Annotated in this window: 24 protein-coding genes; 21 read left to right on the top strand and 3 right to left on the bottom strand. The window is 53.1% G+C overall.

Annotated features, from left to right (window positions below; all coding sequences use genetic code 11):
* The first annotated feature begins 55 nt into the window (after positions 1–55).
* A complete protein-coding gene (gene ybiO, locus CR46_RS0106500) occupies positions 56–2,446 on the top strand; it encodes a mechanosensitive channel protein (RefSeq protein WP_030071082.1) in 2,391 nt (796 codons plus the stop codon).
* A 91-nt stretch (positions 2,447–2,537) separates the two neighbouring features.
* On the opposite strand, the gene CR46_RS0106495 is transcribed toward ybiO, so the two are convergent.
* The gene (locus tag CR46_RS0106495) at positions 2,538–3,284 is read right to left on the bottom strand and encodes an SDR family oxidoreductase (RefSeq protein ID WP_030071081.1); all 747 of its coding nucleotides are present in this window, start codon (positions 3,282–3,284) and stop codon (positions 2,538–2,540) included.
* Between the two features lie 203 nt (positions 3,285–3,487).
* On the opposite strand from CR46_RS0106495, the gene folK reads away from it, so the two are divergent.
* Together folK and CR46_RS0106485 are read left to right on the top strand one after the other, a co-directional pair.
* Complete coding sequence (gene folK, locus CR46_RS0106490) at positions 3,488–3,934, top strand: 2-amino-4-hydroxy-6-hydroxymethyldihydropteridine diphosphokinase (protein ID WP_030071079.1); 447 nt, start codon at positions 3,488–3,490, stop codon at positions 3,932–3,934.
* Positions 3,935–4,012: 78 nt separating this feature from the next.
* Positions 4,013–4,834, top strand: coding sequence for a flagellin N-terminal helical domain-containing protein (locus CR46_RS0106485; protein WP_030071077.1), 822 nt, complete (start codon positions 4,013–4,015; stop codon positions 4,832–4,834).
* Positions 4,835–4,852: 18 nt separating this feature from the next.
* On the opposite strand, the gene CR46_RS0106480 is transcribed toward CR46_RS0106485, so the two are convergent.
* Together CR46_RS0106480 and CR46_RS0106475 are read right to left on the bottom strand one after the other, a co-directional pair.
* Positions 4,853–6,406: a BCCT family transporter gene (locus CR46_RS0106480; protein WP_030071075.1), complete on the bottom strand. Its 1,554-nt coding sequence runs from the start codon at positions 6,404–6,406 to the stop codon at positions 4,853–4,855.
* A 335-nt stretch (positions 6,407–6,741) separates the two neighbouring features.
* Positions 6,742–7,482: a DUF481 domain-containing protein gene (locus tag CR46_RS0106475; RefSeq protein ID WP_084180392.1), complete on the bottom strand. Its 741-nt coding sequence runs from the start codon at positions 7,480–7,482 to the stop codon at positions 6,742–6,744.
* A gap of 208 nt (positions 7,483–7,690) precedes the next feature.
* On the opposite strand from CR46_RS0106475, the gene CR46_RS0106465 reads away from it, so the two are divergent.
* The 18 genes from CR46_RS0106465 (at position 7,691) to ureG (ending at position 26,629) form a co-directional block, all read left to right on the top strand.
* Complete coding sequence (locus CR46_RS0106465) at positions 7,691–9,376, top strand: ATP-binding protein (protein WP_030071071.1); 1,686 nt, start codon at positions 7,691–7,693, stop codon at positions 9,374–9,376.
* 32 nt (positions 9,377–9,408) lie between these two features.
* A complete protein-coding gene (locus CR46_RS0106460) occupies positions 9,409–10,140 on the top strand; it encodes a response regulator (RefSeq protein ID WP_030071069.1) in 732 nt (243 codons plus the stop codon).
* A gap of 168 nt (positions 10,141–10,308) precedes the next feature.
* Positions 10,309–11,304 (top strand): Bug family tripartite tricarboxylate transporter substrate binding protein, encoded by a 996-nt coding sequence (locus CR46_RS0106455; protein WP_030071067.1) that lies wholly within the window; start codon positions 10,309–10,311, stop codon positions 11,302–11,304.
* Between the two features lie 106 nt (positions 11,305–11,410).
* Positions 11,411–11,893 (top strand): tripartite tricarboxylate transporter TctB family protein, encoded by a 483-nt coding sequence (locus CR46_RS0106450; RefSeq protein WP_030071066.1) that lies wholly within the window; start codon positions 11,411–11,413, stop codon positions 11,891–11,893.
* A gap of 49 nt (positions 11,894–11,942) precedes the next feature.
* A complete protein-coding gene (locus CR46_RS0106445) occupies positions 11,943–13,442 on the top strand; it encodes a tripartite tricarboxylate transporter permease (protein ID WP_030071064.1) in 1,500 nt (499 codons plus the stop codon).
* Positions 13,443–13,826: 384 nt separating this feature from the next.
* Positions 13,827–15,179: an urea ABC transporter substrate-binding protein gene (urtA, locus tag CR46_RS0106435; RefSeq protein WP_030071062.1), complete on the top strand. Its 1,353-nt coding sequence runs from the start codon at positions 13,827–13,829 to the stop codon at positions 15,177–15,179.
* A 101-nt stretch (positions 15,180–15,280) separates the two neighbouring features.
* Positions 15,281–16,894 (top strand): urea ABC transporter permease subunit UrtB, encoded by a 1,614-nt coding sequence (urtB, locus tag CR46_RS0106430; protein WP_030071060.1) that lies wholly within the window; start codon positions 15,281–15,283, stop codon positions 16,892–16,894.
* A gap of 3 nt (positions 16,895–16,897) precedes the next feature.
* Positions 16,898–18,043: an urea ABC transporter permease subunit UrtC gene (gene urtC / locus CR46_RS0106425; RefSeq protein ID WP_030071058.1), complete on the top strand. Its 1,146-nt coding sequence runs from the start codon at positions 16,898–16,900 to the stop codon at positions 18,041–18,043.
* Entirely contained in the window at positions 18,040–18,876 is an 837-nt protein-coding gene (gene urtD / locus CR46_RS0106420; RefSeq protein WP_030071056.1) for an urea ABC transporter ATP-binding protein UrtD, read from the top strand. The genes urtC and urtD overlap by 4 nt, the downstream gene beginning before the upstream one ends.
* Entirely contained in the window at positions 18,876–19,583 is a 708-nt protein-coding gene (urtE, locus tag CR46_RS0106415; RefSeq protein WP_030071054.1) for an urea ABC transporter ATP-binding subunit UrtE, read from the top strand. The genes urtD and urtE overlap by 1 nt, the downstream gene beginning before the upstream one ends.
* Before the next feature lie 139 nt (positions 19,584–19,722).
* Positions 19,723–21,090, top strand: coding sequence for a diguanylate cyclase (locus CR46_RS0106410; protein WP_030071052.1), 1,368 nt, complete (start codon positions 19,723–19,725; stop codon positions 21,088–21,090).
* A 180-nt stretch (positions 21,091–21,270) separates the two neighbouring features.
* Positions 21,271–22,155 carry an urease accessory protein UreD gene (locus CR46_RS0106400; protein WP_030071050.1) on the top strand — a complete coding sequence of 295 codons (885 nt, stop codon included), beginning with the start codon at positions 21,271–21,273 and terminating at the stop codon, positions 22,153–22,155.
* 27 nt (positions 22,156–22,182) lie between these two features.
* Positions 22,183–22,485, top strand: a complete 303-nt coding sequence (locus CR46_RS0106395) for an urease subunit gamma (RefSeq protein WP_009723133.1) — start codon at positions 22,183–22,185, stop codon at positions 22,483–22,485.
* Between the two features lie 38 nt (positions 22,486–22,523).
* Positions 22,524–22,844 (top strand): urease subunit beta, encoded by a 321-nt coding sequence (locus CR46_RS0106390; protein ID WP_030071048.1) that lies wholly within the window; start codon positions 22,524–22,526, stop codon positions 22,842–22,844.
* Positions 22,841–24,556: an urease subunit alpha gene (ureC, locus tag CR46_RS0106385; protein ID WP_030071046.1), complete on the top strand. Its 1,716-nt coding sequence runs from the start codon at positions 22,841–22,843 to the stop codon at positions 24,554–24,556. Before CR46_RS0106390 ends, ureC begins: the two co-directional genes overlap by 4 nt.
* Before the next feature lie 155 nt (positions 24,557–24,711).
* The gene (ureE, locus tag CR46_RS0106380) at positions 24,712–25,260 is read left to right on the top strand and encodes an urease accessory protein UreE (protein ID WP_030071043.1); all 549 of its coding nucleotides are present in this window, start codon (positions 24,712–24,714) and stop codon (positions 25,258–25,260) included.
* The gene (locus CR46_RS0106375) at positions 25,250–25,972 is read left to right on the top strand and encodes an urease accessory protein UreF (RefSeq protein ID WP_030071042.1); all 723 of its coding nucleotides are present in this window, start codon (positions 25,250–25,252) and stop codon (positions 25,970–25,972) included. The genes ureE and CR46_RS0106375 overlap by 11 nt, the downstream gene beginning before the upstream one ends.
* A 24-nt stretch (positions 25,973–25,996) precedes the next feature.
* The gene (ureG, locus tag CR46_RS0106370) at positions 25,997–26,629 is read left to right on the top strand and encodes an urease accessory protein UreG (RefSeq protein ID WP_030071039.1); all 633 of its coding nucleotides are present in this window, start codon (positions 25,997–25,999) and stop codon (positions 26,627–26,629) included.
* Positions 26,630–26,835 lie beyond the last annotated feature (206 nt).

The following is a 26,835-nucleotide window of genomic DNA, read 5'->3' as shown; positions in this document are numbered from 1 at the left end:
AAGACGAGTTAGTAATGATATTGAGTAAAAGACTCACCCAAAGGGAGGTTTAGGTGTGACGCCATTACGTTTATTCCCCTGGCTAGGCGTCTGGTTAGTGATGCTATTTGCCTTTCTGACAACGCCTGCGTTGGCTCAAACTACGCTAAGTGCAGGAAGCGAAGACACCACTAACGCAGAAGAACAGCCCTCTTATTCGGCACTGGCCGATCTGCTAGAGGATGATCAGGCGCGCCAAGAGCTGATTGAGCTGTTGCGAAATCAAGCATCCGGGTTGCCCAATGAGTTGACCAGCGAGCTGTCACCTCAAGCTGCTGCACAGGGGAGCGATATTGCCCCTGAAGATGTATCGCTGCCTCGCCAGCTTGCTGAGCTGACCAGCCGCGTGGTCGGTGATGTTGGCGGGCAGATAGAGCAGGCAGTGGCCGTTATCGGTGGCCTGTTTACTGGTCAAGGTACTAGCACGTTCGACATGGCCGCGTTCGTTAGTGCTGCGATTAACTTAGGTATTGTGATCGTTGCGACCTTCGCAATATTTATACTTTTCCGTCGTTTGGCGAAATCATTATTTACTAAGATAAGTGGTTGGTCTCAGCAAGGCAGTGGCTTAACACCTGTGCTGCGGTTAGTGCTGTGTGTTGCCATTGCCGCGGTAGTCGACGTTTTACTAGTAGCTTTCGCCTACGTTGGCGGTAACTTAGTAGCAGCGTTTGCGGTGGGTGAAACCGGTGAGCTTTCCACCCGCGCTTCGTTATTCCTCAATGCCTTCTTGGTTATTGAGCTGCTGAAGGCCGGTGTGCGTATGCTGTTCTCTTCACGCTATGAAGGGCTGCGGCTGCTACCAATTTCAGCGCAAGAAGCCTCCTACTGGAACCGCTGGTTGGCGCGCTTAATTGGCATGGTTGGTTATGGTTTAATGGTGGTTGTACCGCTAGTTAATTTCTATATCGCAGCCACCCTCGGCCAAGCAGTTGGCACCTTTATCATGCTGTTGGCGTTCATTTATGCCGTGGTGGTCGTGCTTAAAAATCGGTTGCGCCTGCGTGACAACCTAAACCTAATGGCTGGGCGCTCCACATTAACTGCTAGCCGGGTCTCACTACAGTTATTTGCTCGCACTTGGCATTTGTTTGCGCTGTTCTACTTCTTGATGGTGTTCGTACTGACACTGATACGCCCTGGCGATGCACTGCCGTTTGTCCTGTTTGCCACCTTGAAAACACTTGCTGCCGTGGTTATCGGTCTTTTAGTCTCGGCGTTTCTTACGCAAACGATTGGCCGTCGTATTCAGCTATCCGATGACCTGCGCCGCAAGTTGCCCCTGTTGGAAGTGCGCTTAAATAGTTATGTACCGAATGCGCTGCGTGTGCTGCGTACGGTCATTGTGGTGGCCGTTATTATGGTGGTGCTAGATGCCTGGGGAGCGTTCGACCTAGCCTCTTGGTACGCCTCAGAACGTGGCGCTAACCTCGTTGGTAAATTGATCAGCGTGGCGGTTATCTTAATTGTTTCGCTGGGTATCTGGCTGGGGTTAGCAAGCCTGATTGAGCACAAACTCAACCCCGAAACCGGCCACGGCGAACCCTCAGCGCGTACTAAAACACTGCTAAGTTTGTTCCGTAATGCCTTGGCTATTGCCATGGTGACGATTACCGGCATGATCGTGCTATCGGAAATCGGTATTAATATCGGGCCATTGATTGCCGGTGCAGGTGTGCTAGGCCTTGCCATTGGTTTTGGTGCCCAAAAACTAGTGCAGGACGTTATTACCGGTGTTTTCATTCAGGTAGAAAACGCCATGAATACTGGCGATGTAGTGACCGTTGGCGGTGTCACAGGTACCGCTGAGCGACTCAGTATTCGCTCAGTGGGTATTCGCGATCTGTCGGGCACTTACCATATCGTGCCGTTCTCCAGTGTTGATACTGTGTCTAACTATATGCGTGAGTACGGTAATCACGTTGGTGAATACGGTATTGGCTATAACGAAAGCATTGACGAAGCAATTGAGCAGCTGCAGCTGGCGTTTGAAGATCTGCAAGCCAGCGAAGAGCATGGCCATAAGCTGTTGGCCGATCTGACCGTTGCAGGCGTTACCGCACTGGCTGATAGTTCTGTCAATATTCGTGTGGTGATCAAAACCACGCCGGGCGATCAGTGGGGAGTAGGCCGTGCCTACAATCGTTTAGTGAAACTGCGTTTTGATGCGGCCGGTATCGAGATACCGTTCCCGCATACCACGCTCTATTTCGGTGAAACGAAAGGGGGGAAAACACCACCCGCTAATGTGCGCGTGTTGGATTCCACCGCTGAACGGAAAAAGGTAGAAACATCGCCAATCCGTGAGGGAAGCGAACCGTCAACAGGACAGTCAGGTCAGTCAACTCAGGCTACCAGTGAGCCTGACCATCTGAAGCCTGATCATGATGACGTTGACGATGTTTAAGTCGTAACGGCGTGTCATCACTGAAGACGCGATGAGAGCGTTGATACTAGGGCTGCCTGCGGGCAGCCCTAATTTTTTGGGCGTGTGGCTATCAACCTAGATAATTTTCGGAATGACGCCCTTCAAGGTTGATTGATTCGCCGCCGTCAACAAACAGAATTTGTCCAGCAACAAAATCATTGTCTAATAAATAGTGCAAGGCTTGTACAAGGTGGGCTGGGTTGCCCTGGTGCTTAACCGGAATACCTTCAATACGCCATTGAATATAGTCGCTGGTGCGTTGAGAGGCGGGCAGCACCACGCCGGGGGCAATACCGTTAATACGCAGACGAGGTGCAAATTCTAATGCCGCCATGCGTGTCATCTCGGCAAGACTCTTTTTGGACAGTAAATACGCCGCATAGGGGTATTGGTGATAAGCCACTTTATTATCAATAATGTTGATGACTTGCCCATTTTCTACGGCTTCTGAAAAGTACCGCGTCAGTAACAAAGGCGTAAACATGTTGACCCTAAATTGGGTTTCCAGCATGGCTATATCGGTCTCTGCTATGGGCGAAGGTTCATAGGCAGAGGCGCTATTAAGCAGCACACTAAGGTTCGGGAAGTGCTGTTTGGCAGTGGTAATAAGTGCTTGAGGCGAATCGCTCAAGAAATTGCATGGGACTATTTCACAGCGCTGACCCTTGGCGCGAATCGTCTTGGCAACGACTTCGGCTTCATCACGTGAGCTGTTGACGTGTAAGGCAATATCATAGCCTTTATCTGCAAGGGCTTCAGCGAAATAGCGGCCTAGGCGCGTTGCGCCGCCAGTAACGAGTGCTGCAGGTGTGCTCATTCAAAGTTCCCCAAGGTGGAGTCATGGTTCATCGTATCGCGCGTTAAGTAGAACTTTCTGCGTGAGCGTAGCGTTTGTCAATAACTTGTACAGGGCTTGAACAAATTAGCAGGCCAGCTAATCTTATCAGTCACCTTAAATGATTCAGAGTCAGTTATTGCCTTATGCGCTTTGCGCTATGCCCCCTAGATTAGGATGCAGCTATGCCACGAATGCCGTTACACACGCCCACCAATACGGCCCACCATGAATGCTTAATCTCTCTGGGCACTAACATTGAACCAGAGCGCCACTTTAATGAAGCGTTGTCCATCTTGAGCAGTGAATGCGAGCTTATCGCACGTTCAGAGGCGATCCGCACGGCGCCAGTGGGTTACCAGCATCAGCCGGACTTCCTGAACTCGGCGCTACTTGTGCGTACTTCTCTGGACCACGATGCCTTTCGCGCTTACTTAAAAGAGGTAGAAAGCCGACTGGGACGGGTGCGTGGCCCCATCAAATCAGGGCCGAGAACGATGGATTTAGATATCGTGGCATGGGATGGGGAGGTCATCGATGACGGTTACTATCAACACAGCTATGTGCGTCGTCCGGTAGATGACGTTCTTGCTGCTAGTGGTCGCAGCCTAAAGCAACGAGCACATTCATGATTTTCGTCTAGCTGCCGATAATAGGTCTATAGCCGCCACTGTTGACATGGCGAGGCTAGCCTTCTTCGGAGACGCGTGTTGCTCAGCCTAAATACGAATTTGATGTCTCTTGTCGTGCAGAACAATCTGCGTGGCAGCCAGCAGGCCATGCTCACTGCCATGGAGCGTCTCTCTTCTGGGCTGCGTATCAATAGTGCCAAAGATGACCCTGCTGGCCTGGCGATTGCCAACCGCATGGGGGCGCAAATTCGTGGTATGAACCAAGCCATTCGCAATACCAATGATGGTATTTCCATGGTGCAAACAGCGGAAGGCTCGCTCAACCAAATCAACGATAATTTACAGCGTATCCGTGAACTGAGTGTACAAGCAGCTAATGGTACTAACGCTTCCGAGGATCTTATTTCCATTCAAGACGAAATTGATCAGCGTTTAGAAGAGATTGATCGTATTGCCGAGCAGAGCAACTTCAACGGCATTGGTTTTTTTGATAGTACCAAGGCGGTCAATATTCAGGTGGGTGCTAACGATGGCGATAGCATTGCGGTGCGCTTTGCAGCCATGAATAGACAGGCACTGGGGCTGGAAGGGTTTAGCGTGTTAGACGGTGGCAGCGCAACCGACGGCCCGCTAAAGGCAATGGATGACGCGATCAAACAGGTGGATCGCCAGCGGAGTTATTTAGGCGCGGTGCAAAATCGCTTCGAGAGTGTGATTGATGGACTCAATACCAACATTATTAATACGTCTGCCGCTCAGTCACGCATTCAAGATGCTGACTATGCCAAAGAAGTCTCTAACCTAATTCGCGCGCAAATTCTGCAACAGGCCGGTATCGCTATTTTGGCACAGGCTAACCAGCAGCCGCAGATGCTTCTACGACTGCTGGAAGGGTTATGATAAAAGAGCTATCGACGGTTATTCGATAATGCCTTGTTCACGCGCCATGGCGTAGGCCGCTTGTGGGCCATTCCACAGTGATGGTAGCAAGATGAGTGAAACAGGAATCGCCGTAATTACAATAAACTGCTGCAACGCGCCAATTTGACCGGCCCCCATATACAGCAGCACCGCCGCCATTAGCGCCATGGCAATCCCCCAAAAGGCACGCACGTAAGGGTTAGGATCATCATGGCCGGCACCCACAACGGCAATGGCGTAGCTCATAGAATCGCCGGTAGTGGCGACAAAAATGGTGGTTAGTAATAGAATCGCCAGCGCCATCCATGTGCCGCCGGGCAGGGCTTGGGCCACGGTGAGCGTCGCTACATCAAACTGGAAGTTATTCAGCGCCTCGGTCAGATCAATTACGCCCGTGAGCTGATAATAAATGCCCGATCCGCCCAGCAGGGTAAACCATATGGTAGTCGCAATAGGGGCGAGTATCGCCACGGCAAGAATCATTTCGCGAATACTACGCCCGCGTGAAATACGCGCCACGAAAATCGCCATCAGCGGTGCATAGCCAATAAACCAAGCAAAGAAAAACACTGTCCACCACTGCATCCACCAATCGGGTGCGGTATCCGCAGTCATGGTGGCCATGGTGAAGAACTCGCTCACGTAAGCGCCCATGCTAGACACATAGGTGTTAACCAAAAACAGCGTAGGGCCAAATACAATAATCACCGCGCCGATAGCGAGGGCCAGTAGCACATTAAAACGGCTGAGCAACTGGATGCCTTTATGTACACCACTCATGGAGGAGAGCACGTAAATACAACCCAATACCGCAAGAATAATTAGCTGTCCTGGATAGCCTTCGGGTAAGCCGAACAGTTCGTGTAAGCCAAAGCTGACCTGGGTGGCCAGAAACCCGATGGGGCCGACCGTACCGGCTACCAACGCAATCACGCAGCAGGCATCTACCACGCCACCAAGCGGGCCGCGCATGAGGCGCTCGCCAAATATGGGGTAGAGCAGCGTGCGTGGCTGCAGAGGCTGGCCTTTTACATAGTGGGCATGAGCAAGCACCACCGCCGTTAGCGAGCCCAGTACAGCCCAGGCTAAAAAGCCCCAGTGCATGAACGATTGGGCAAGGGCGCTTGAAACAGCATCAGCAGTGCCCGGTTCAGTATCAAAGGCGGGAGGCGTTACCACAAAATGATAGACCGGCTCTCCGGCGGCAAAAAATACGCCACCACCTGCTAATAATGTACAAAGAATGATCGAAAGCCACTTAAATGTGCTCATTTCTGGTGCGTCGAGATTGCCGATTTTAGCCTTTGACGCGGGCGAAATGGCCACTCCAATAGCAATGAAAAAAGTTAATAAAAGTAGTAGTTGAAAGTAGCTGCCAAGGACTAGGGCCGTCCAGGCAAAGCCCGTACTAATTGAGTCTGCGACTAGGTCGACGTCGTATAAGGAGAGCGCGAGAAACGCAACGATGAAGCCGATGCTGAGCACCAGCACGATGGGGTCGCCAAGGGAAAACCGTGAAGGACCCTCGCTATTGTGGGCAGGTTGGTTCATTAAGAACACCTATTTTGATGGGTAGTAAGGAGGCGGAGCAAAGAGCTTAACAAAACCGTGCGTGAGCAGGCTAAACGCCTCACCACGCGCATTTTTGAAACAAAAAAAGCGCCATTCAATGAATGGCGCGAGGACAGGAAACTGGCCATAGTATAGCGTCAATTTAGACCAAGGTCTAATGATAAAAAGAAAAATGCATGGAAATGGTGCGAAAAGCGTTAGTGATGCACCATTGTGAACAGGTGAGTAATTGCCTTAATTAGTTAAAAAAATATGCTAACTATTTGATTTTTATTGATAATAAATTAGATTTTTGCTGAGGAAGTAATGGCGTGTCACCAGTGGTAGAGCAATGAGGCGCTGGTGGTGTTGTCGGTGCGTTCGCTGGCATCTTCAGGCGGCTGCGAGTTATGTTTGATTTCATGGGAAAGGCGCAACGAAAGCCGTGAGTTAAGCCTAGCCGTTAGTGATGTCAATGAACGTGCAGTGGTATTCTTGCGGGTATATTCCAGCGACATTTCCTGAGCAATATCAGCATAATCTGAAAACCCAAATCGATAGTCAAAAGCCGTATATGCAACGGCCAGTCGTTCATTATCGGCATCGCGTAGCCGATCATTTCGGTACCCAGGCCCCGCTTCCAACGACAGCGAATGCCGTTCACCGGTTAGCAACTGGCGGCCATAACCACCAATGGCGGAAAGCTGCTGATCGTAGCCAGCAAAACGGTCTTTTTCCCAGCGGGCAAAGCCAAACAAGTAGTGAGGCCCACTAAAGTCAAAACGCTCTCGGCCTGCCACCAAATATTGTTCTGCACTGGTTTCTCCATTTTTGCTTACATTGCGAACTTCACCGCGCAACGAATGGGTGAAATCTCCCGTTAGCCACGTCAGCCGCGTTTTGCCAATTAGCGTTTGGCTATTGGTATTGCCTGAAAGATGGGTAAAGCCAAGCTCGGCATCACCACTGAATACAGGCGTATCATCTTGTGGCGGTGGCGGAGCGTAAAATGGATAAGCGGTGGCGGACGTTGCCCACAGCGACAAGCTAGCCAAGACAAGCCGTAGTAAACTCAACACGTAACTCCTCCGTGAGTATTGGTCATTGTGAGAGGCAGGATGTTGCAGGATGATAGTTCGTCATGCACGCTTTAAACGTTGAGAGTATATCGATAAAAATAAATTCAGTGACTGCTAAATAAGTAAGCAGGCGAAAAAGTACAGCGGCTAACGCCACTTGGCGCTGCATGCCATAATGACGCTGTCGCGCCTAGTGAGTTCCTTTATGACCGCCCCACGCCCCCGTACGTTGGCTGAATTACAGCGCTGGCGCCGTACTCGCGCTAAACGCCGCTGGTATAAGCGCAGTTTTCGCTTGCAAGTTATGCTGCTGGTCGGCCTGCTGTTGGCTGGCATGCTGCTTGCTCAGGGTACCTACCTGAATCACCGTAAAGCAGAGATTATTACCCAGCAAATGGGTGAACGGGCATTGGCAGTGGCCAAGACCGTTGCGGGGATGCCGCACATTATTAATGCTTTCTCGACACCCAACCCCTCGCTGATTATTCAGCCGCTTGCTGAGCGAGTTCGCCAGGAAACCGGTGCCCGCTATGTGGTGGTCGGTAATGCCCAATCGATTCGCTACTCGCACCCAGTGCCTGAGCGTATTGGTCAGCCCATGGTGGGAGGGGATAACGATCAGGCGCTAATTTACGGTCAGTCATACGTATCGGAAGCTACTGGAACGCTAGGGACTGCCATGCGTGGTAAAACCCCTATCTGGGATGAAGAAGGCAATATCATTGGGGTGGTTTCAGTGGGCTTCATGCTAGAGCGGGTTGATATGGATGTGGCCCGCTATACCAGCTTAGGGTGGGCGCTGGTGGCGCTGATGATTTTGCTTGGTTTTGCAGGGGCGTATTGGCTATCGCAGCATCTTAAAAAGGTCATACTTGGTTTAGAGCCCTACGAAATAGCGCGCTTAGCCATGGAGAAAGAGGCGATTTTACAATCCATCCATGAAGGTATTCTAGCCGTTAACCGCGATGGCCAGATCACCTTAGTCAATCAGCAGGCGCGACGATTTCTAGGGCTACCCGATGAACAGGTCTTACTGGGTCAGCCAATTCGAGAGGTAGTGCCCAACTCGCGCTTGATTGAGGTGCTAAAGCACGGCGAGCAGGAATTTGACCAAGAAATGTGGCTGGGTGACCATCCTGTGGTGGCTAACCGTGTGCCCATTTTGCACGAAGGCGAAATTGAAGGTGCCGTTGCTACGTTTCGCAGTCGCCGTGAAATTATTGATCTTTCCCATGCACTTACCCAGGCAAGCCGTGATGTCGATATCCTGCGTGCTCAGGCCCACGAGTTTTCCAACAAACTTTACACCATTTCTGGCCTGTTGCAGCTTAACCGCGTTGACGAGGCGCTAGCGCTGATTCATCACGAAACCGAACGTGCCCAAGCGCAAATGAGCTTTTTAATGCGCCACGTGGCTGACGCGGTATTAAGCGGTACGCTGCTGGGTAAATTGACGCGAGCCAGAGAGCTGGGGGTAGCGCTGGAAATTGATGAACAGAGCTCGCTCTCCTGCCCGCTGACGGTCACTGGGCAAGAGGTCATGATGAGCGTTGTGGGCAATTTACTGGATAATGCCTGCCATGCTGCACTTAATGGCCCAAACAGTGATACCCCTAAAGTCCGGCTGTTCTTCACGGATTTGGGTGAGCAGTTGTTGATTGAGGTAGAAGATAACGGCCCAGGCGTCCCGGGTGAGCATGCACAATCAATTTTTCAAGAAGGATTTTCGACCAAAACCGGCAAGCATCGTGGTATTGGTTTAGCCTTGGTCGCGCGGTTGTGCCGTCAATATGGTGGTGAGGTGACTCTGGAAGAGAGCGAATTAGGCGGTGCGTGTTTTATTGCCGTGTTGGATCGCTCGCTTTGTGACCAAGTCACCGCGATGTCCTAATCATAATAACGATGCCAGTAAGAGGAATAACTATGTCTACGGCGCAATACGGTATTTTGGTCGTCGAAGACGATTTTCGCATTGCCGATATTCATAAGGTTTTTATTGAGCAGAGCGACGGTTTTTATGTGGTGGGGATGGCACGCAACGGCAGCGAAGCAAAAGCGCTGATGGCCGAGCATGCCGATGCTATCCAACTGATTTTATTGGATGCGTATTTGCCTGATGTGGAAGGTTTGGAACTGTTATGGGCGATTCGCCGCGACTATGTGCATGTGGATATCGTCATGGTAACCGCCGCCCGCGAGGTGGAAACTATCAGCGAAGCGTTGCGTGGTGGTGTATTTGATTATTTGATTAAACCGATTGAAGCGACGCGTATGACGCAAATGCTGACGCGTTTTCGTCGCGAGCGAGAGGCATTGGCGAATAGGGCTGAAATGAGTCAAGACGAGCTGGACCAGGTGCTCGCACGGCTGCAGCCAGGCGAGCCTCAGCGGCTAGCAGCGCAGACGTTGCCTAAGGGCATAGATCGCTTAACGCTGCGTCGTGTGGTGGACTCTCTGGCAGCCGAACAGGATTCCCAAACGGCGATGCAGGTAGCGCAGGCAATGGGTGCAAGTCGCTCAACAGCGCGGCGTTACTTGGAGTTCTTAGTGGCTGAGCAGGCGGTTAACGCCGAAATTGGCTATGGGGATGTTGGCCGTCCCGAACGGCGTTATCGGCTGCTGGAGTCTTCCTCAACCTGGCTGGAATCACTGTAAACGTGCCGTGATAAGCAGGCGGTGAACAAAATGAACAAAACGCACAAAAAGCACATTTTGTTATTAATCATCATAAGCTTGTTGTAGTAGAGGACAGTCTTTTAACGTTCATTGCGTAACCACACAAATATACGTTCGTAACAAAACAAACACCTGTGGAGAACGCCCATGAACACGCTTCCTCTTAAGCGCTTTGCCGTGCTTGCTTTACCCATGGCTGTCCTCGCCATGACGACGTCTGCCAATGCCCAAGAGTGGACTCCTAGCCGTTCGATCGAATTTGTTGCCCCTGCCAACCCCGGTGGCGGTTGGGATACGCTTGTGCGCACCATGTCCCGCGTTATTCAACAAGAAGCGTTGGCCGACGAAAGCTTTGCAGCCATTAACGTGCCTGGCGGCGGCGGTGCAGTAGCTTGGGCTCAAGTAGCTCGTGACAGCGGCAATCCGCATAAACTTTTTGCTACCAGTCCGCCGATGATTTTAGTACCCCTGGCAGGCGCCTCGCGTTACGACCACACTGATTTCACCCCGATAGCGCGTATTAATACCGACTATTCAATCATTTTGGTGGCGGCAGATTCTGAGTACCAAACTCTGGATGACCTTTTCACGGCGCTGAAAGAGAACCCTAGTCTTAGCGTGGGGGGTGGTAGCGCACCGGGTTCCATGGACCACATTTCGGTGGCTGGCCTTGCTTCTGCAGCGGGTATGGAAGCCTCCGCGGTCAATTACATCCCCTTCTCGGGTGGTGGTGATGCTATGACCAACCTAATGGGCGGCCATATTGAGGCGGTGATTGGCGGTGCTGGTGAAGCAGTAGGTCAGCTAGGCGAAGGTAGCCAGCTGCGCGCCTTGGGCGTTTCTTCTGAAGAACGTTTGGGTGGCGGTCTAGCCGAAGTTCCTACCTACCAAGAACAGGATTTTGACTACACCTTCGACATTTGGCGTGGCGTAATGGGTGCGCCGGAAATGCCTGACGAAGCGGTTGAATATTACGAGACGCTCTTCGCCGAGATGCTCGAAACTGAGGCATGGCGCGAAGCAAGCGACCAGCTTGGCTGGATTGATGCCTACCAGGATAGTGACGCCTTCGCTACTTTCCTGGATGAGCAACAAGAGCAGTTCAGCAGTGTGTTGACCGACCTGGGGCTAATGCGCCAGTAAGCGCTCGTCCCAAAGGCTCCCCCGGTGGCAGCGTGCCACCGGGATCATCCGTCTGAAACCGCAAGGGTCTTGCTATTTAGCAATGACATCTTCGGAGAGCTTTCCCATGACTCGATTCAATACCAACCAATGGCTAGCGCTTGTGTTGGCGTTAGTGGCGGCTGCCTATCTGGCAATGGCCTGGCAAATTCCAAACTTTCCGCTGCCCCGCCCAGTGGATTCTGATCTGTTTCCAAAAGTGTTAGGTGTTTCCCTGCTATTGCTGTCGGCGTGCTTATTTTTTGAGCGTCCTGGTCCTATTGCGGGTGTCGATCAGATTGATCAAACCGAAACCCAGGGGCCGTTGTTGCTTACGCCTTGGGCGCGGGTGATTGTCACCGCCATCGCTATCGCAGCGTATGCGTTATTACTCGTGCCGCTGGGCTTTGTGCTGGCTTCGACGCTGCTGTGCGTTGGCCTAACCGCTTACTACGGCTACCGCCGCCATGGGGTCAATCTGGCAACATCGCTTGGGGTGGTGCTGGCGCTGTATCTGACCATGACGCGGGTAATGGATGTTTACCTACCCACTGGCGTGCTGCCGTTTTAATCAAGCCGCGCTTGCCCACTGTTAGCGGGTTTAAAAGAGAGACACTCCCATGGATGCCTTTAACAATCTAATGTATGGCTTTGGCATCGCGCTTGAGCCTATCAATATCGCTTACGTCTTTGCCGGCGTTTTTGCTGGCACTATTATCGGCATGTTGCCCGGCCTTGGGCCGATTAGCGCGCTGGCGCTGATGATTCCAATTACCTTCGCTATGGAGCCTTCTTCAGGACTGATTTTGATGGCCGGGGTGTATTACGGTGCTATTTTTGGCGGCTCCACCTCGTCTATTTTGCTTAACGCCCCTGGTGTAGCAGGAACGGTAGCCACCTCGTTTGACGGCTATCCGATGGCCAAGCAAGGGTTGGCAGGTAAGGCGCTGGCGATTGCCGCTTACTCCTCCTTCGTTGGCGGTACCATCTCGGTTGTTTTCTTGATGTTGATTGCGCCACTGCTCTCCAAAGTGGCGGTGAGCTTTGGCCCTGCTGAATACTTCGCACTGATGGTACTGGGGCTAACGGCGGTTGTGTCGTTATCCGATAAGTCGCTGGTCAAAGGGTTAATTGCGGCTGTGATTGGGGTAATGATCTCGATCATCGGGATTGATATGCAAACCGGCACCGAGCGCTTTACCTTTGGCTCTATTCACCTGCTCGACGGAGTCGACTTTCTGGTCGTCGCGCTGGGTATCTTCGCGTTAGCCGAAGTGTTTTACATGCTACTGCGCGGTGGCGGTGGTAAAGAAGCGCCTCGTAATGCCATTGGTTCGTTGAAGTTGACCCGCAGTGAAGTGAAGCAGATTGCTGGTCCGGTTAGCCGCAGTTCAGTACTGGGCTTCTTTACTGGCGTACTGCCGGGTGCCGGGGCGACCATTGGCTCGTTTCTGGGTTACAGCATGGAAAAACGCATTGCCAAAGACGGGGATACGTTTGGTAAAGGCAACATCAAAGGCGTTGCTGCCCCGGAAGCGGCGAATAATGCGGCGTGTACCGGTTCGTTTGTACCGCTGTTAACCTTGGGTGTGCCGGGTTCAGGCACCACCGCTGTACTGCTTGGCGCACTGCTGGTGATGGGGGTTAATCCTGGCCCGATGATGCTCGAACAGCGCCCGGATGTGTTCTGGGGCGTGGTCGCCAGTATGTACATTGGCAATATCTTCTTGCTGGTGCTTAACCTACCGTTGATTCCGTTGATCGCCAAAATTCTCGATCTGCCCAAGCCGTTGCTGCTGTCACTGATTTTGATCTTCTGCATGATCGGTGTTTACGGCATGAGCTTCAGCGTATTCGACTTATTGCTGCTGCTTGGTTTTGGCTTGGTTGGCCTAGGGATGCGCTTGTTCGGTTTCCCCGCCGCGCCGCTGATTCTGGCATTAATTTTAGGCAACATCATGGAAGAGTCCATGCGTCGCGCGTTACAGATCTCCGGTGGTGATTGGATGACCTTTATCGACAAGCCGATTTCCCTATCGTTGCTGGTTATCGCTGTGCTGTCGCTTGGTTTGCCACTGCTGAAAAAGCGCCGCACTAAGCGTTTGAATACCGCTGAATAGAACACTGACATGCGTGTAAAGCGCCCTAGGGTTTCCTAGGGCGCTTTTTTTATGAAAAAAATGGGTGAAATAAATAGGCGCGTGAGACGGAAGGCGCTTTATTGGTGCGAGGTGCCGTTGTGGTGCATAAACAGCGTGCATTTTTTGAATATTGGCGCGCCACGATAGTGCGATGCCTGTAGATTGGGCTGCTTTTTTTAAAGCTAACCGTTTGATTTTATTTTTTTTAATGTTTCTTTTTGTAGTGTGGCGCAAACCTTGCAAAAGCTAGGAGCTAGTGGATGCACCAAGCCCCGTAATGGCCGTACCCACGTTACATAACGGGAGTCCTTGGCCGCGAAGCTCAAATAACGAGCCCCGCCATAGGGGCGCAAGGAGGTTCAAGTGACCACATTGCAGCGCAAGACACACCCTCGTATCGTTGGCCGTTTCGCCACTGCCTTAATTGCCGCCGCTGTCATGGGTGCCAGTGCCCAGGCTATCGCTCAAGATGACGATCCGATCAAGGTCGGTATTCTCCACTCGCTTTCAGGCACCATGGCGATTAGTGAGTCAGCTCTGAAAGATACCGTTGAAATGCTCATTGAGCAGCAGAATGAAGCGGGTGGCCTCCTTGGACGCCAGCTTGAAGCGGTTGTTGTTGATCCAGCCTCTAACTGGCCGCTATTTGCTGAACGCGCTAGAGAGCTTCTAGCGCAAGAAGAGGTCGACGTCATCTTTGGTAACTGGACCTCCGTTTCCCGTAAGGCGGTACTGCCGGTAGTGGAAGAACTTAACGGCCTGCTGTTCTACCCGGTGCAGTATGAAGGTGAAGAGTCCTCTGAAAACGTCTTCTATACCGGTGCTGCGCCAAACCAACAGGCCATTCCTGCGGTGGAATACCTGATCAATCAAGTGGGCATTGAACGTTTTGCGCTGATAGGTACCGACTACGTTTATCCACGTACCACCAACCGTATTTTAGAAGCGTTCTTGAAAGATGAGCATGGTGTGTCTGAAGAAGACATCATGGTCAACTACACGCCGTTTGGCCACTCCGATTGGCAGAACATCGTGGCGGAACTGCGCCGCTTCGGTGAAGAGGGTAAACCAACAGCGGTGATCTCAACCATTAACGGTGATGCCAACGTTCCGTTCTATCGCGAACTTGCCAACCAAGGCATTGATGCCGCTGATATTCCGGTCATTGCCTTCTCGGTGGGTGAGCAGGAGCTTTCCGGTATCGATACGGCCCCACTGGTCGGCCACTTAGCGGCGTGGAACTACTTTATGAGTGTGGATACCGACGCTAACTATGACTTTATCGACGCATGGATTGAATACACCGGCGACGAAGAAGCGGTCACCAATGACCCCATGGAAGCGCACTACATTGGTTTCAACATGTGGGCCGAAGCGGTGCGTAAAGCAGGAACTACCGACGTGGATGCGGTGAAAGACGCGATTATCGGCGTCACCGTACCTAACCTGTCCGGCGGCTATGCGGCGATGATGCCCAACCATCACATCACCAAGCCAGTACTGATTGGTGAAGTTCAAGACAACGGCCAGTTCGATATCGTCTGGCAAACGCCTTCTACGGTGGCGGGCGATGCGTGGTCTGACTACTTACCTGGCTCTCGTGATTTGATTGCCGATTGGCGCAAACCCATGGAGTGCGGCAACTTCAACGTGGTGAACGGCTCGTGTGGTGGTAGCACCGCAGCAGAAGAAGCCGAAGCGGCCCTCGCTGAGTAAAAGAAGATCCCTCGCTGCTTGGCTAAACGTTGAGTGGTGGGGGAGCACGCTACCTCCCTTTTTTAGATCACTGTTTCTAATATAACCAAAGGAAGAACCCCATGAGGCGTTTCCTTTCCTTCGGGTTGCTGTGCCTGCTGTTGTTAAGCATCACAGTCACCGCCCAGGCACAAACAAGCGCTGTTGTTGATGCTGACGATGCCGCTGCGCTTGAGCTACTTGAAGCGCTGGATGTACGCTCCTTTCCTGCAAAGGGTGAGGCGATTACCGCAATTGTACAAAGCGACGACGAACGCGCTCGTGACTGGCTGCAGGCGTTGCTAGATGGCCGCTTACAGCGCACTGACGACGGTCGTTTTGTTGTGGTGCTCGATAACCGTGGCCGCGACTGGCCGGTGGCCGATGCGTTAACTAACGAGCCGCTTGGCGAGATGTCTCGTCGCGATCTGGATCGTATCGGAATTAATAACAATTTGCGCAACCAGCTACGCAGCGCTATTGCCGTGGTTGATCTGTATTCACCCGATGTAGAGCGCCGCCGCACTTCCGCTGACCGCTTACTTGGTGAAGTAGACGGCGAACTGGCCGAAGCGCTAGCGCCACTGATTGCTGAAGCTGATGATGAGTACGTGCGTACTCGCTTAACTCAAGCAGTGGCAATTTATCGTACCGAACAGGGAGAGATGGCCGGTATAGACGCGCTTACGGGTAGCCTTCACCCACGCGCCCGCGTGGCGCTAAGTCGCGCAGCGAATAGTGACGATCCGGTGATAGCCAACGCCGCTGCTGGGGCGTTGGCAGGTATCGAACAGCAGCTGAAAATTAATCGTGGTCTGGAAACGCTCTATTTCGGTCTTTCGCTTGGCTCGGTACTGGTGTTAGCAGCGATTGGCCTGGCCATTACCTTTGGTGTGATGGGGGTCATTAATATGGCCCACGGCGAGCTGATCATGCTGGGCGCTTATACCACTTGGATGATGCAGCAACTGTTGCCCGGCCAGCCTGGATTGGCGCTAATTCTATCGATTCCTGCAGGCTTTTTAGTGGCCGCGCTTGTGGGCATTGCCATTGAGCGGGGTGTCATTCAATTCCTGAAGGGGCGCCCGTTGGAAACGTTGCTGGCGACGTTCGGTATTAGCCTGATTTTACAGCAGCTGGTGCGAACGGTGATTTCACCGCTAAACCGTACGGTCATAACGCCAGAGTGGATGAGCGGCTCCTTAGTGATTAACGATGCACTGTCGCTGACCCTTAACCGTATGTTTGTACTCGGGTTTGCACTAGTGGTGTTTGCCGCGCTGATGTTGATTATGCGCCGCACGCGCCTAGGGCTTGAAGTGCGCGCGGTGACCCAAAATCGTGCCATGGCACGCTCTATGGGTATCCGTGCCACCCGGGTCGATATTATGACCTTCGCGTTAGGGTCTGGCGTCGCAGGCTTGGCAGGCGTTGCGTTATCACAGCTGACCAATGTTGGCCCCAACCTGGGCCAGAACTACATTATTGATTCCTTCATGGTCGTTGTTTTCGGTGGCGTGGGTAATCTTTGGGGCACCTTGGTGGCGGGGCTTTCCCTGGGCATTATTAACCAAGTGCTGGAGCCCTGGGCAGGTGCGGTGCTGGCCAAGATTATTGTCCTGGTGTTCATCATTCTGTTTATTCAAAAACGCCCGCGTGGACTCTTCCCGCAGAAGGGCCGGGCTGCGGAGGGCTAACCTATGATGACGCAATCATCTTCAAGCCAGTTTTGGCTAACTCGCCCGTTTAGTGAGCGAGCCACGCAGATCTTTCTTGGCGTGCTGTTTGCCGCCCTGTTGATCGTGACAGTACTGCATCTCGCAGTACCTCAAGGTCACCCGCTACATGTCAATGCTTACACCGTGAACCTGTTCGGCAAGTACTTAAGCTATGCGCTACTGGCAGTGGCGGTGGATTTGGTATGGGGCTATTTAGGCATTCTGAGCCTGGGCCACGGGGCGTTTTTTGCCATTGGCGGTTATGCCATGGGCATGTACCTGATGCGCCAGATCGGTGACCGCGGTACATATGGCGACCCGGTACTACCGGATTTTATGGTGTTTCTCAGTTGGGACAGCCTGCCGTGGTACTGGCTTGGCTTTGATATGGCCTGGTTTGCGTTTGCTATGGTGCTGTTAGCCCCTGGGTTATTGGCCTTGGTATTCGGTTTTTTGGCCTTTCGATCGCGGGTCACTGGGGTGTATCTATCGATTATTACCCAGGCGCTGACCTTTGCCCTGATGCTGGCGTTCTTCCGCAATGAGATGGGCTTTGGTGGCAACAACGGTTTAACCGATTTTCGCGAGCTGCTGGGCTTCAACCTCCGCAGCAACGACACTCGCTTAGGTCTATTTATTGCCACCGGCGTTGCATTGGCACTGGGTTATATCCTGTGCCGAGCGATTGTTACCAGTAAATTAGGCCGGGTGTGTGTGGCAACCCGTGACGCCGAAGCCCGCACGCGGTTTATTGGCTATCGGGTCGAACGCTTCCAGCTATTTGTATTCGTAGTTTCCGCCATGCTGGCAGGCTTGGCTGGCGCGCTTTATGTTCCTCAGGTAGGGATTATCAACCCCAGTGAGTTCTCGCCGATTTTCTCGATTGAAATTGTGCTGTGGGTGGCACTGGGTGGCCGTGCCACGCTTTATGGGGCGGTTATCGGTGCGATCTTAGTCAACTATGCCAAAACGATTTTTACGGGTGTAATGCCTGATGCGTGGCTGTTTGCCCTAGGCGCGCTGTTTGTCTTGGTCACCGTGTTTCTACCTAAAGGCGTGGCGGGGTTGTTGCTGCACCTAAAACACCGCAAAAAATCCGAGACCTTGCCGAAGGAGGCTACCGCATGAGCTTGCTGCAATCGCTAACCACGCGGGATCGGGTGTTTGATTTTATGGCCCCTCAGGCCTCACCGGTAGATGTGCGTCATGGCCCGATTCTGTATATGGAAGATGTCTCGGTGAGCTTCGATGGCTTCAAGGCAATCAACAACTTAAACCTGACCATTGATGATGGTGAACTGCGTTGCATTATCGGCCCTAACGGGGCCGGTAAAACGACCATGATGGATATCATTACTGGTAAAACACGCCCCAACGAAGGCAGCGTGTGGTTTGGTAGCCGTCATAATCTACTGCAAATGAGTGAACCGGATATCGCCAGCTTGGGGATTGGTCGTAAGTTCCAAAAGCCCACGGTATTTGAAGCGCTGAGCGTGTTTGAAAACCTGGAGTTGGCGATGGCCGCTGACAAGCGTATTTTCCCCACGCTAACTGCTCGCATGACTGGTGAAATTAAAGACCGTATCAATGAGGTACTTGAAACGATTGGCCTGACCGAGCTGCGCTACCAGCCAGCAGGGATTCTTTCCCACGGCCAAAAGCAGTGGCTGGAAATTGGCATGCTGTTAATGCAGCGCCCGCGTCTGCTGCTGGTAGATGAACCCGTAGCCGGGATGACGGAACAGGAGATGGAGCGTACCGCAGAGCTGTTGACGGGCCTTGCGGGTAAGCAGTCGGTGGTCGTGGTAGAGCATGATATGGGCTTTGTACGTTCTATTGCCCGTAAAGTGACCGTGTTGCACCAAGGCAGCGTACTGGCAGAGGGCAGTATGGATCAGGTTTCAAGCGACCCCAACGTGGTTGAGGTGTATTTGGGTGCAGACGACGAGGAGGTTGCCTGATGCTGGCAATTGAAAAGCTCAACCAGTTTTACGGGGAAAGCCACACCTTGTGGGATTTAGACCTCGATGTGCCTGCCGGCCAGTGTACCTGTGTGATGGGCCGCAACGGGGTGGGTAAGACCACCTTGATGAAAGCTATTATGGGTGAAGTAGCCGTAAAAAGCGGTCAACTACGCTATCAGGGAGAGGGCAGCGACATTGAGCTGACCAAAAAAGCCATTGAAGCTCGCTCCCGCCTGGGAATTGGTTTTGTGCCTCAGGGGCGGCAGATTTTTCCGCTGCTCACGGTGGAAGAGAATTTACGCACCGGCCTTGCAGCGCGCAGTGATGGGCTAAAAAAAATCCCTGAGCGTATCTATGAACTGTTTCCTGTTCTAAAAGAGATGAAGCATCGCCGTGGTGGTGACTTATCAGGCGGGCAACAGCAGCAGCTAGCCATTGGTCGTGCGCTGGTCATCGAGCCCAAGCTGCTGATTTTAGATGAGCCAGGGGAAGGTATTCAGCCCAATATTGTGGCGCAAATCGGTCAGGTCATTCGCCAACTGATCAAGGAAGATGGTTTAACGGTACTTTTGGTGGAGCAGAAGCTGCCTTTTGCCCGCAAATATGCCGACCGCTTTGTGATTATGGATCGCGGCCGACCAGTTGCTAAAGGCGATATCTCAGAGCTTTCCAACGAACTGATAAAGCAGCATTTGACCGTTTAAGTTATCCACAGCCTGTTGCTCGCCCTTTAATTAACTTAAAGTGGTGAGTTTATTATTAAAAACTCTGAGCTGTGTGCGTATTGGCTCTATTATTTTGCGTGTAATATGGCTTGTTTTCGTAATAATAATTGGGTGCGCAATGCGCTATAAAGATAAACATCAGCTCGCTGCCGAATGGCAAGTGCTTTTAGAGCGCACGCCACTAGTGTTGCGCCAAGCAGTGGAAACCTTGGTAGAGTACCACTGCGACCGCTTTGCGGACCATTTCTATGGGGTAATGTTAGAAGACCCTCACGCGTCGCTTTTTCTCTCCAATGACCAAGTAAGGGAGCGTTTAAATCCCTCCATGCGGCGTTGGCTGAAGGCCATGTTTGCCGTTGAGCATGTCGACTTTAATGCCTTGGTAGAACAACAGGAGAAAGTGGGGCAAGTGCATGCCCGCGTTGATATTCCCGTTAACCTAGTGCTGAACGGAGCAAGGCAGCTAAAGCAGGCGTTTTACCAACATATTAATGCCACGGTTACCGCGCCACTGTCGCCAGGGGTAGCCTGTGTCTACGTCTCGGATCATATCGATATGGCCATGGAAATCATGAGCCACGCCTACTCCGTCGCCAATGATCGCAATGCGCGCACCGAAGAAGCGTACAAGCTGTTTTCCCTTACCCAGAATATTGGAGACGAACGCGAGCGTCAGCGCTCGGCGTTATTAAACTGGGAAAATGCGCTGATGTTTGCTGTTGCCGCGCAACAGGAAACCGCAATGCTACCCAAGCTTTCCAAGTCAGAGTTTGGTCTGTGGTATTTTCACAAAGCCTGCCATGCCTTTGAAGGCTCGCCAGAAATCGCCACGATTTCGCGCCATATTCGCCAAGTAGATCATGAGTGGCTGGCTGCACTTGATCAGAATGACATGGGCCAACGGCTCACAGCCCTAAGTGATATTCGCGATGCAGCACGCACTATTCTTATGCTGCTAGACGACGTGCTAGAGCGCGCTTCAGGGCTAGAAGCAGGACGCGACAGCCTGACGCGACTGTTGAATCGTAAGTTTCTTTCAGTGGTGCTGGGACGGGAAATTGAAATTGCCCGCCATTCGGAAAAACGCTTTGCCCTGCTGATGGTAGATATTGACCACTTTAAGTCGATTAACGATACCCATGGCCATGACGCCGGCGACAATGTATTGCAGCAGGTAGCGAGTATTCTCGATCGTTCTACTCGTGGCGGTGATTATGTTTTTCGTATGGGCGGCGAAGAGTTTTTGATTGTATTGGTGGATACCGACCAGGATGGCAGCCGACTATTTGCCGAGCGTCTACGACGGGCAGTCGCTAAAGAACCTATGCTAGCCACCGCCGATACGCTGCTTAATGTGACCGTCAGCGTTGGCGTAACACTCCACGATGGCCACCCTGATTATCAGCGAGCTATTCAGCGCGCTGACCAAGCGCTTTACCAAGCAAAGCGCGGTGGACGTGATCGGGTAGTGGTTAAAAACGCGTAGATGATCCATTTCGGTGCGACTGGCCTTTTTTTGATACTTTTTGGTGCGCAATAGGCATCGTTAGATTGCCTATTTTCACCTTATACGGGCGCTTTAGCAGCGTATTCACATTTTTCACCATTTTGGCGCATTCCTTGCATTTGAAAATGAAATGCTTATTAACAGGAAGTAAATGCGCCCATGATGCTGTGTGAACTCGCGACACCTGCTGCTGGCTCAGGTCACCGCTTTGACGAAGAGCGCCTCTGGGCGGCATCGCTGGCGCTGCGTTTTGCTAACCGCAATGGCATCACTCGGTTGGTGCAGGCGCGCCACCAAGGGCCACTGAGAGTGCAACGCCCGTTTTACCCCGAAGGCAGCACAGAGGCCTGCCATGTCTATGTGCTGCACCCGCCTGGTGGCTTGGTCAGTGGTGACGCACTGACGATCCGTGCCCATATCGAGCGTGACGCACATGCGCTGCTCACCACGCCTGCAGCCAACAAACTATATAAAGCTGATAGCCAAGGCGTCGCCTGGAACCAAGATACCGAACTGAACGTGGAAGATGGCGGCATCCTTGAGTGGCTTCCTCAAGAAACGATCGCCTTTGATGGCTCCAAAGGTACTCAGCGAACGCACATTGCGTTGCATGGCAGCGCCCGCTGCCTGGGCTGGGAGATCATGGCGTTGGGCCGCCCCGCCAGTGAACTTCCCTATGTAACCGGCCGTATTGAACAGCACTTTCGTTTAACCCTGGACGGCAAACCGCTGTGGCTTGAACGCCAGCCCTTAGACCCTGCTCATCCGCGTTTTAACGGGCGCTGGGGGCAGGGGGGCGCCACGGTGCAAGCCACGCTGTGGGCAGTTGGCTTAGAAGATGCCGGTGCCGCAATTGACGAACTACGCGAAGCGCTGCCGGACAACCCGCGTTGGGCGGTCACCGTTCGCCAGGGCGTACTGTTATTACGTTACCTAGGAAACTCCCGGAATGAAGCTTGGGCGCTGTGTGAACAGGCTTGGCACTTATTACGCCCGCGCTGGATCTCACGTGCCGCCCACACGCCGCGCATTTGGTTAACCTAATTTGATGCACCGCTGGAGACATACGCTATGGAACTGACCCCACGAGACAAAGACAAGCTGCTGCTGTTTTCTGCTGCCCAGCTTGCCGAACGCCGCAAAGCGCGCGGCCTAAAGCTTAACTACCCCGAAGCCGTCGCGCTGATCAGCTTTGAAATCATTGAAGGTGCCCGTGACGGCAGAAGTGTCGCCGATTTAATGAGCTACGGCCGTGAAATCCTTAGCCGTGACGACGTGATGGATGGCGTGGCGGAAATGGTGGATGAGGTGCAGGTAGAAGCCACCTTTCCGGATGGCACCAAGCTTGTGACCGTTCACACGCCAATCAACTAGTCGTCAGCAACCAGGAGGCTGCCATGATTTCCGGCCCAATGATTCCAGGACAGTACCAGTTAAAAGACGGTGATATTGAGCTATGCGTGGGTCGCGAGCGGATTAGCGTCGAAGTGGCCAATACCGGTGACCGCCCCATTCAGATCGGCTCTCACTACCACTTCGCTGAAGCCAACCCCGCACTGGTGTTTGATCGTAGCAAAGCCCGTGGCTTTCGCTTAGACGTGGCAGCGGGCACCGCGATTCGCTTTGAGCCTGGCCAGACCCGCGAGGTCACGCTAATTCCCTTCGTCGGTAAGCGCGAAATTTACGGCTTCCGTGGCGATGTGATGGGTGCGCTCGATGGAGGTAAGCAATGAAACCGGTTAACAAAATCAGTCGGCAAGCTTACGCCGATATGTACGGCCCCACCGTGGGCGACCGAGTGCGCCTGGGCGATACCGAGCTGTGGATCGAGGTAGAGAAAGACGCTACCCACTACGGCGACGAGGTGAAGTTCGGCGGCGGTAAGGTTATCCGCGATGGCATGGGGCAAAGCCAGCGTGTTGATCACACGGTGATGGATACGGTGATTACCAATGCGCTGATTTTAGACTGGTGGGGCATTGTGAAAGCCGATGTTGGCCTGCAAAGCGGACGCATCGCGGCGATTGGCAAGGCAGGTAATCCCGACACTCAGCCGGATGTGGATATAGTGATTGGCCCCGGCACTGAAATTATCTCAGGCGAAGGCAAGATTCTCACCGCTGGCGGTATTGACGCGCATATTCACTTTATTTGCCCCCAACAGGTAGAAGAAGCGCTGATGAGCGGCGTAACCACTATGTTGGGCGGCGGCACTGGCCCCGCAACGGGCTCTAATGCGACAACCTGCACGCCTGGCGCGTGGCATATTGGCAAAATGCTGCAAGCGGTGGACGACCTGCCGATGAATATTGGTCTGTTAGGCAAAGGCAATGCCAGCCTGCCAGAGGCATTAGAAGCGCAGCTGGAAGCGGGTGCCATGGGGCTAAAGCTCCACGAAGACTGGGGCACCACGCCTGCTTCCATTGATAACTGCCTCAGCGTGGCAGAAAAGTACGATGTGCAGATCGCGATCCACACCGACACGCTCAATGAATCCGGCTTTGTGGAAGACACCCTGGCGGCGTTTAAAGAGCGCGGTATTCACACCTACCACACGGAAGGGGCAGGCGGCGGTCACGCGCCGGATATCCTGACCGCCTGCTCAAAAGAGTACGTGCTGCCGTCTTCCACTAATCCGACGCGGCCTTATACGGTTAACACCATCGACGAACACCTGGATATGTTGATGGTCTGCCACCACTTAGACCCCAACATTCCTGAAGATGTGGCCTTTGCCGACTCACGTATTCGCCGTGAAACGATCGCCGCCGAAGATATTCTTCACGACTTGGGCGTGATCTCGATGATTGCCTCGGACTCCCAAGCCATGGGGCGAGTGGGCGAAGTGGTCTGCCGTACCTGGCAAACAGCCCATAAAATGAAGGTGCAGCGCGGTTTATTGCCCGAAGATGAAGCGTTGGGCGCGGATAACCTGCGCGCCAAGCGTTATATCGCCAAATACACCATTAATCCTGCCATTACCCACGGCATTGCCCATGAGGTAGGTTCTATCGAAGTTGGCAAGCTGGCGGATTTAGTGCTCTGGAAGCCTGCATTCTTCGGTGTAAAGCCCTCGCTGATCATTAAAGGCGGCATGATTGCGGCAGCGCCCATGGGCGACCCCAATGCGTCTATTCCCACGCCCCAGCCAGTGCATTATCGCTTTATGTTTGGGGCGTTTGGAAAGGCCGCTAGCCAAACCCGGCTACATTTTGTTAGCCAAGCTGCCATTGATGCGGGGGTTAAAGAGCGCCTGGGCCTGCATAGCACGTTGGCGGCATGCAAGAACGTGCGCGGCGTGCGTAAAAAAGATATGAAACTCAACGACGCCTGCCCAGAGCTCACCGTTGACCCACAAACCTATGAAGTGCGCTGCGATGGCGAGTTACTCACCTGCGAGCCCGCCACCGAACTGCCGCTAGCCCAGCGTTATCATTTGTTTTAATTGGGGCTATTTCATTTAGGTAGAGGTGACGGGGGAGGTCGAAGAGAGGGTCTTTTGCCATGGATTGCAAAAGTAGCGTACAGGGATGTATTCACAGCGCCCTCTCGTAGGCCTACCCCCGGCACAGCCTCATAGATAGCGAAAGGACGGTAGAGATGCTGAAATTGATAGAACGTTTAGGGCCGGTGGAAGAGCGCGCTGCCAGCGACACGCTGACACTGCCTTTTGAACTGCGCATCCGCGGGCGTTTAAAAGCGGACAGCGACAGCGGCCAAGTGTTGGGCCTGTTTCTAGACCGTGGCCCGGTGCTGCGCGATGGCGAAGGCTTAAAAGCTGAAAGTGGCGAGGTGGTGCGCATACGCGCTGCCATCGAGCCGGTGGTGACCGCGCGAGTTAGCACCGGCTTACCCCTTGCACGGCTGGCATATCATCTTGGCAATCGCCATGTACAGTTAGCGCTGGGCGAAGACGAGAAGGGCGGCTGGGTGCGTTTCCCCCCCGACCATGTGCTAGAAGAGCTGGCGGAATTACTGGGGGCTGAGCTTGAGCATCACAACGCCACCTTCGACCCAGAACCTGGCGCCTATAACCAAGTAGGTGGCGGCGGGCATTCTCACGGGCATTCTCATGGTCATGGGCACTCCCACGACCATGAGCATCCGCATGATCATTCACACACGCATGGGCATCATCATGCCCACTGAACGTGCCTTACCAGAAAACCATGACTTAGCCCTGCTAGGGCTAATGCAACTGGTCAGCCCCGCGCTGCCCATCGGTGCCTTTGCGTTTTCCCAAGGGTTAGAAAGTGCCTTTGAGCTAGGCTGGGTAAGTGATGAAAAAAGCCTTTCTGAGTGGCTTTCTGGCGTATTGGAAGATGGCCTAACCCGCTGTGAACTGCCGCTGATCGCGCGCTTGTACACCGCCTTTGAGCAGCAGGACAGCGATGCAATAGCCCAGTGGGACGAGTGGTTGGCAGCCACCCGCGAAACCGCTGAACTAGCGGCTGAGGATAGCCGCCTGGGTGCTTCACTTAAGCGCCTGTTAGGCAGCCTGGACTTACTGCCCCGCCAGGATGAGCAAAGTGAAGACTTTCTGCCGCCTTTATTACCTACCCAGGCAGGCTACGTGACGCTATTTAGCTATGCTGCCCATATGCGTGGCGTGCCCCCGCGTCAGGCGCTGTTAGGGTTTGGCTGGGCGTGGCTGGAAAACCAACTGGCAGTAGCCTGCAAAGCACTGCCCCTAGGCCATACCGCCGCTCAGCGCGTTATTGAACAGCTGCGCGGTGAACTGGTGGCCGCTGTCGACCAAGCACTATTGCTCGACGATGACGATCTTGGCCCGATACTGCCCGGCGTGGCGCTGGCAAGCGCTCTGCACGAAACGCAATATTCACGCTTGTTTAGAAGTTAAACGTTTATCTATTAGGAGAAAATAATGACGCACTGTTTACGTGTAGGCGTGGGTGGGCCAGTGGGGTCCGGTAAAACCGCACTGCTCAAGCAGCTCTGTTCGGCACTCCGCGATTATTACGATATCGCCGTCGTGACCAACGACATCTACACTCGTGAAGACGCTGACTTTCTGCTCAAACACAACGCACTGGCCGCTGACCGCATCCTGGGTGTGGAAACCGGCGGCTGCCCGCATACCGCCATCCGCGAAGACGCTTCGATGAACTTGGCGGCCATCGATGAGCTACACGCCCGCCACCCAAAACTAGAACTGGTGCTGGTAGAGTCTGGTGGCGATAACCTATCGGCCACCTTCAGTCCTGAGCTTTCCGATCTCACGCTGTACGTGATTGACGTTTCCGCAGGCGATAAAATTCCCCGTAAAGGCGGGCCAGGCATTACCAAGTCAGATCTGTTGATTATCAACAAAATCGATATTGCCGAGCAGGTGCATGCTTCGTTGGAGGTAATGGAGCGGGATTCGAAGAAAATGCGCGGCGAACGCCCCTTTGTGTTTACCAATCTCTACGATGGTGTTGGGCTTGAGGAGATCATCCGTTTTATTCTTGATAAAGGCATGTTGGATGAACGTCGGCCCCAGGTGGCGACGGCATAAGCATTGAAAAGGTGGTTACTGCACTGCCCCACTAGTTAATAGGGGCAGTGCAGGCAAAACTGAGGTGGCTAGCTGCTTGCTAAAAACGGGCCGTCCCTGGCCACCACCCACCTACAGTGAACGGATAGCCGAAAGATAACCTTAACGTAGGTTATGAAATAACGAGTTTGAGCGTTTCTTAACTGTTAAGAAACAAAAAGTGGGTG

It is taken from the genome of Vreelandella neptunia, from assembly GCF_000712975.1.
Taxonomy (GTDB): Bacteria; Pseudomonadota; Gammaproteobacteria; order Pseudomonadales; family Halomonadaceae; genus Vreelandella; species Vreelandella qaidamensis.
The sequence above is the reverse complement of the archived record's forward strand: the minus strand, read 5'-3'. Positions and strand labels throughout refer to the sequence as shown.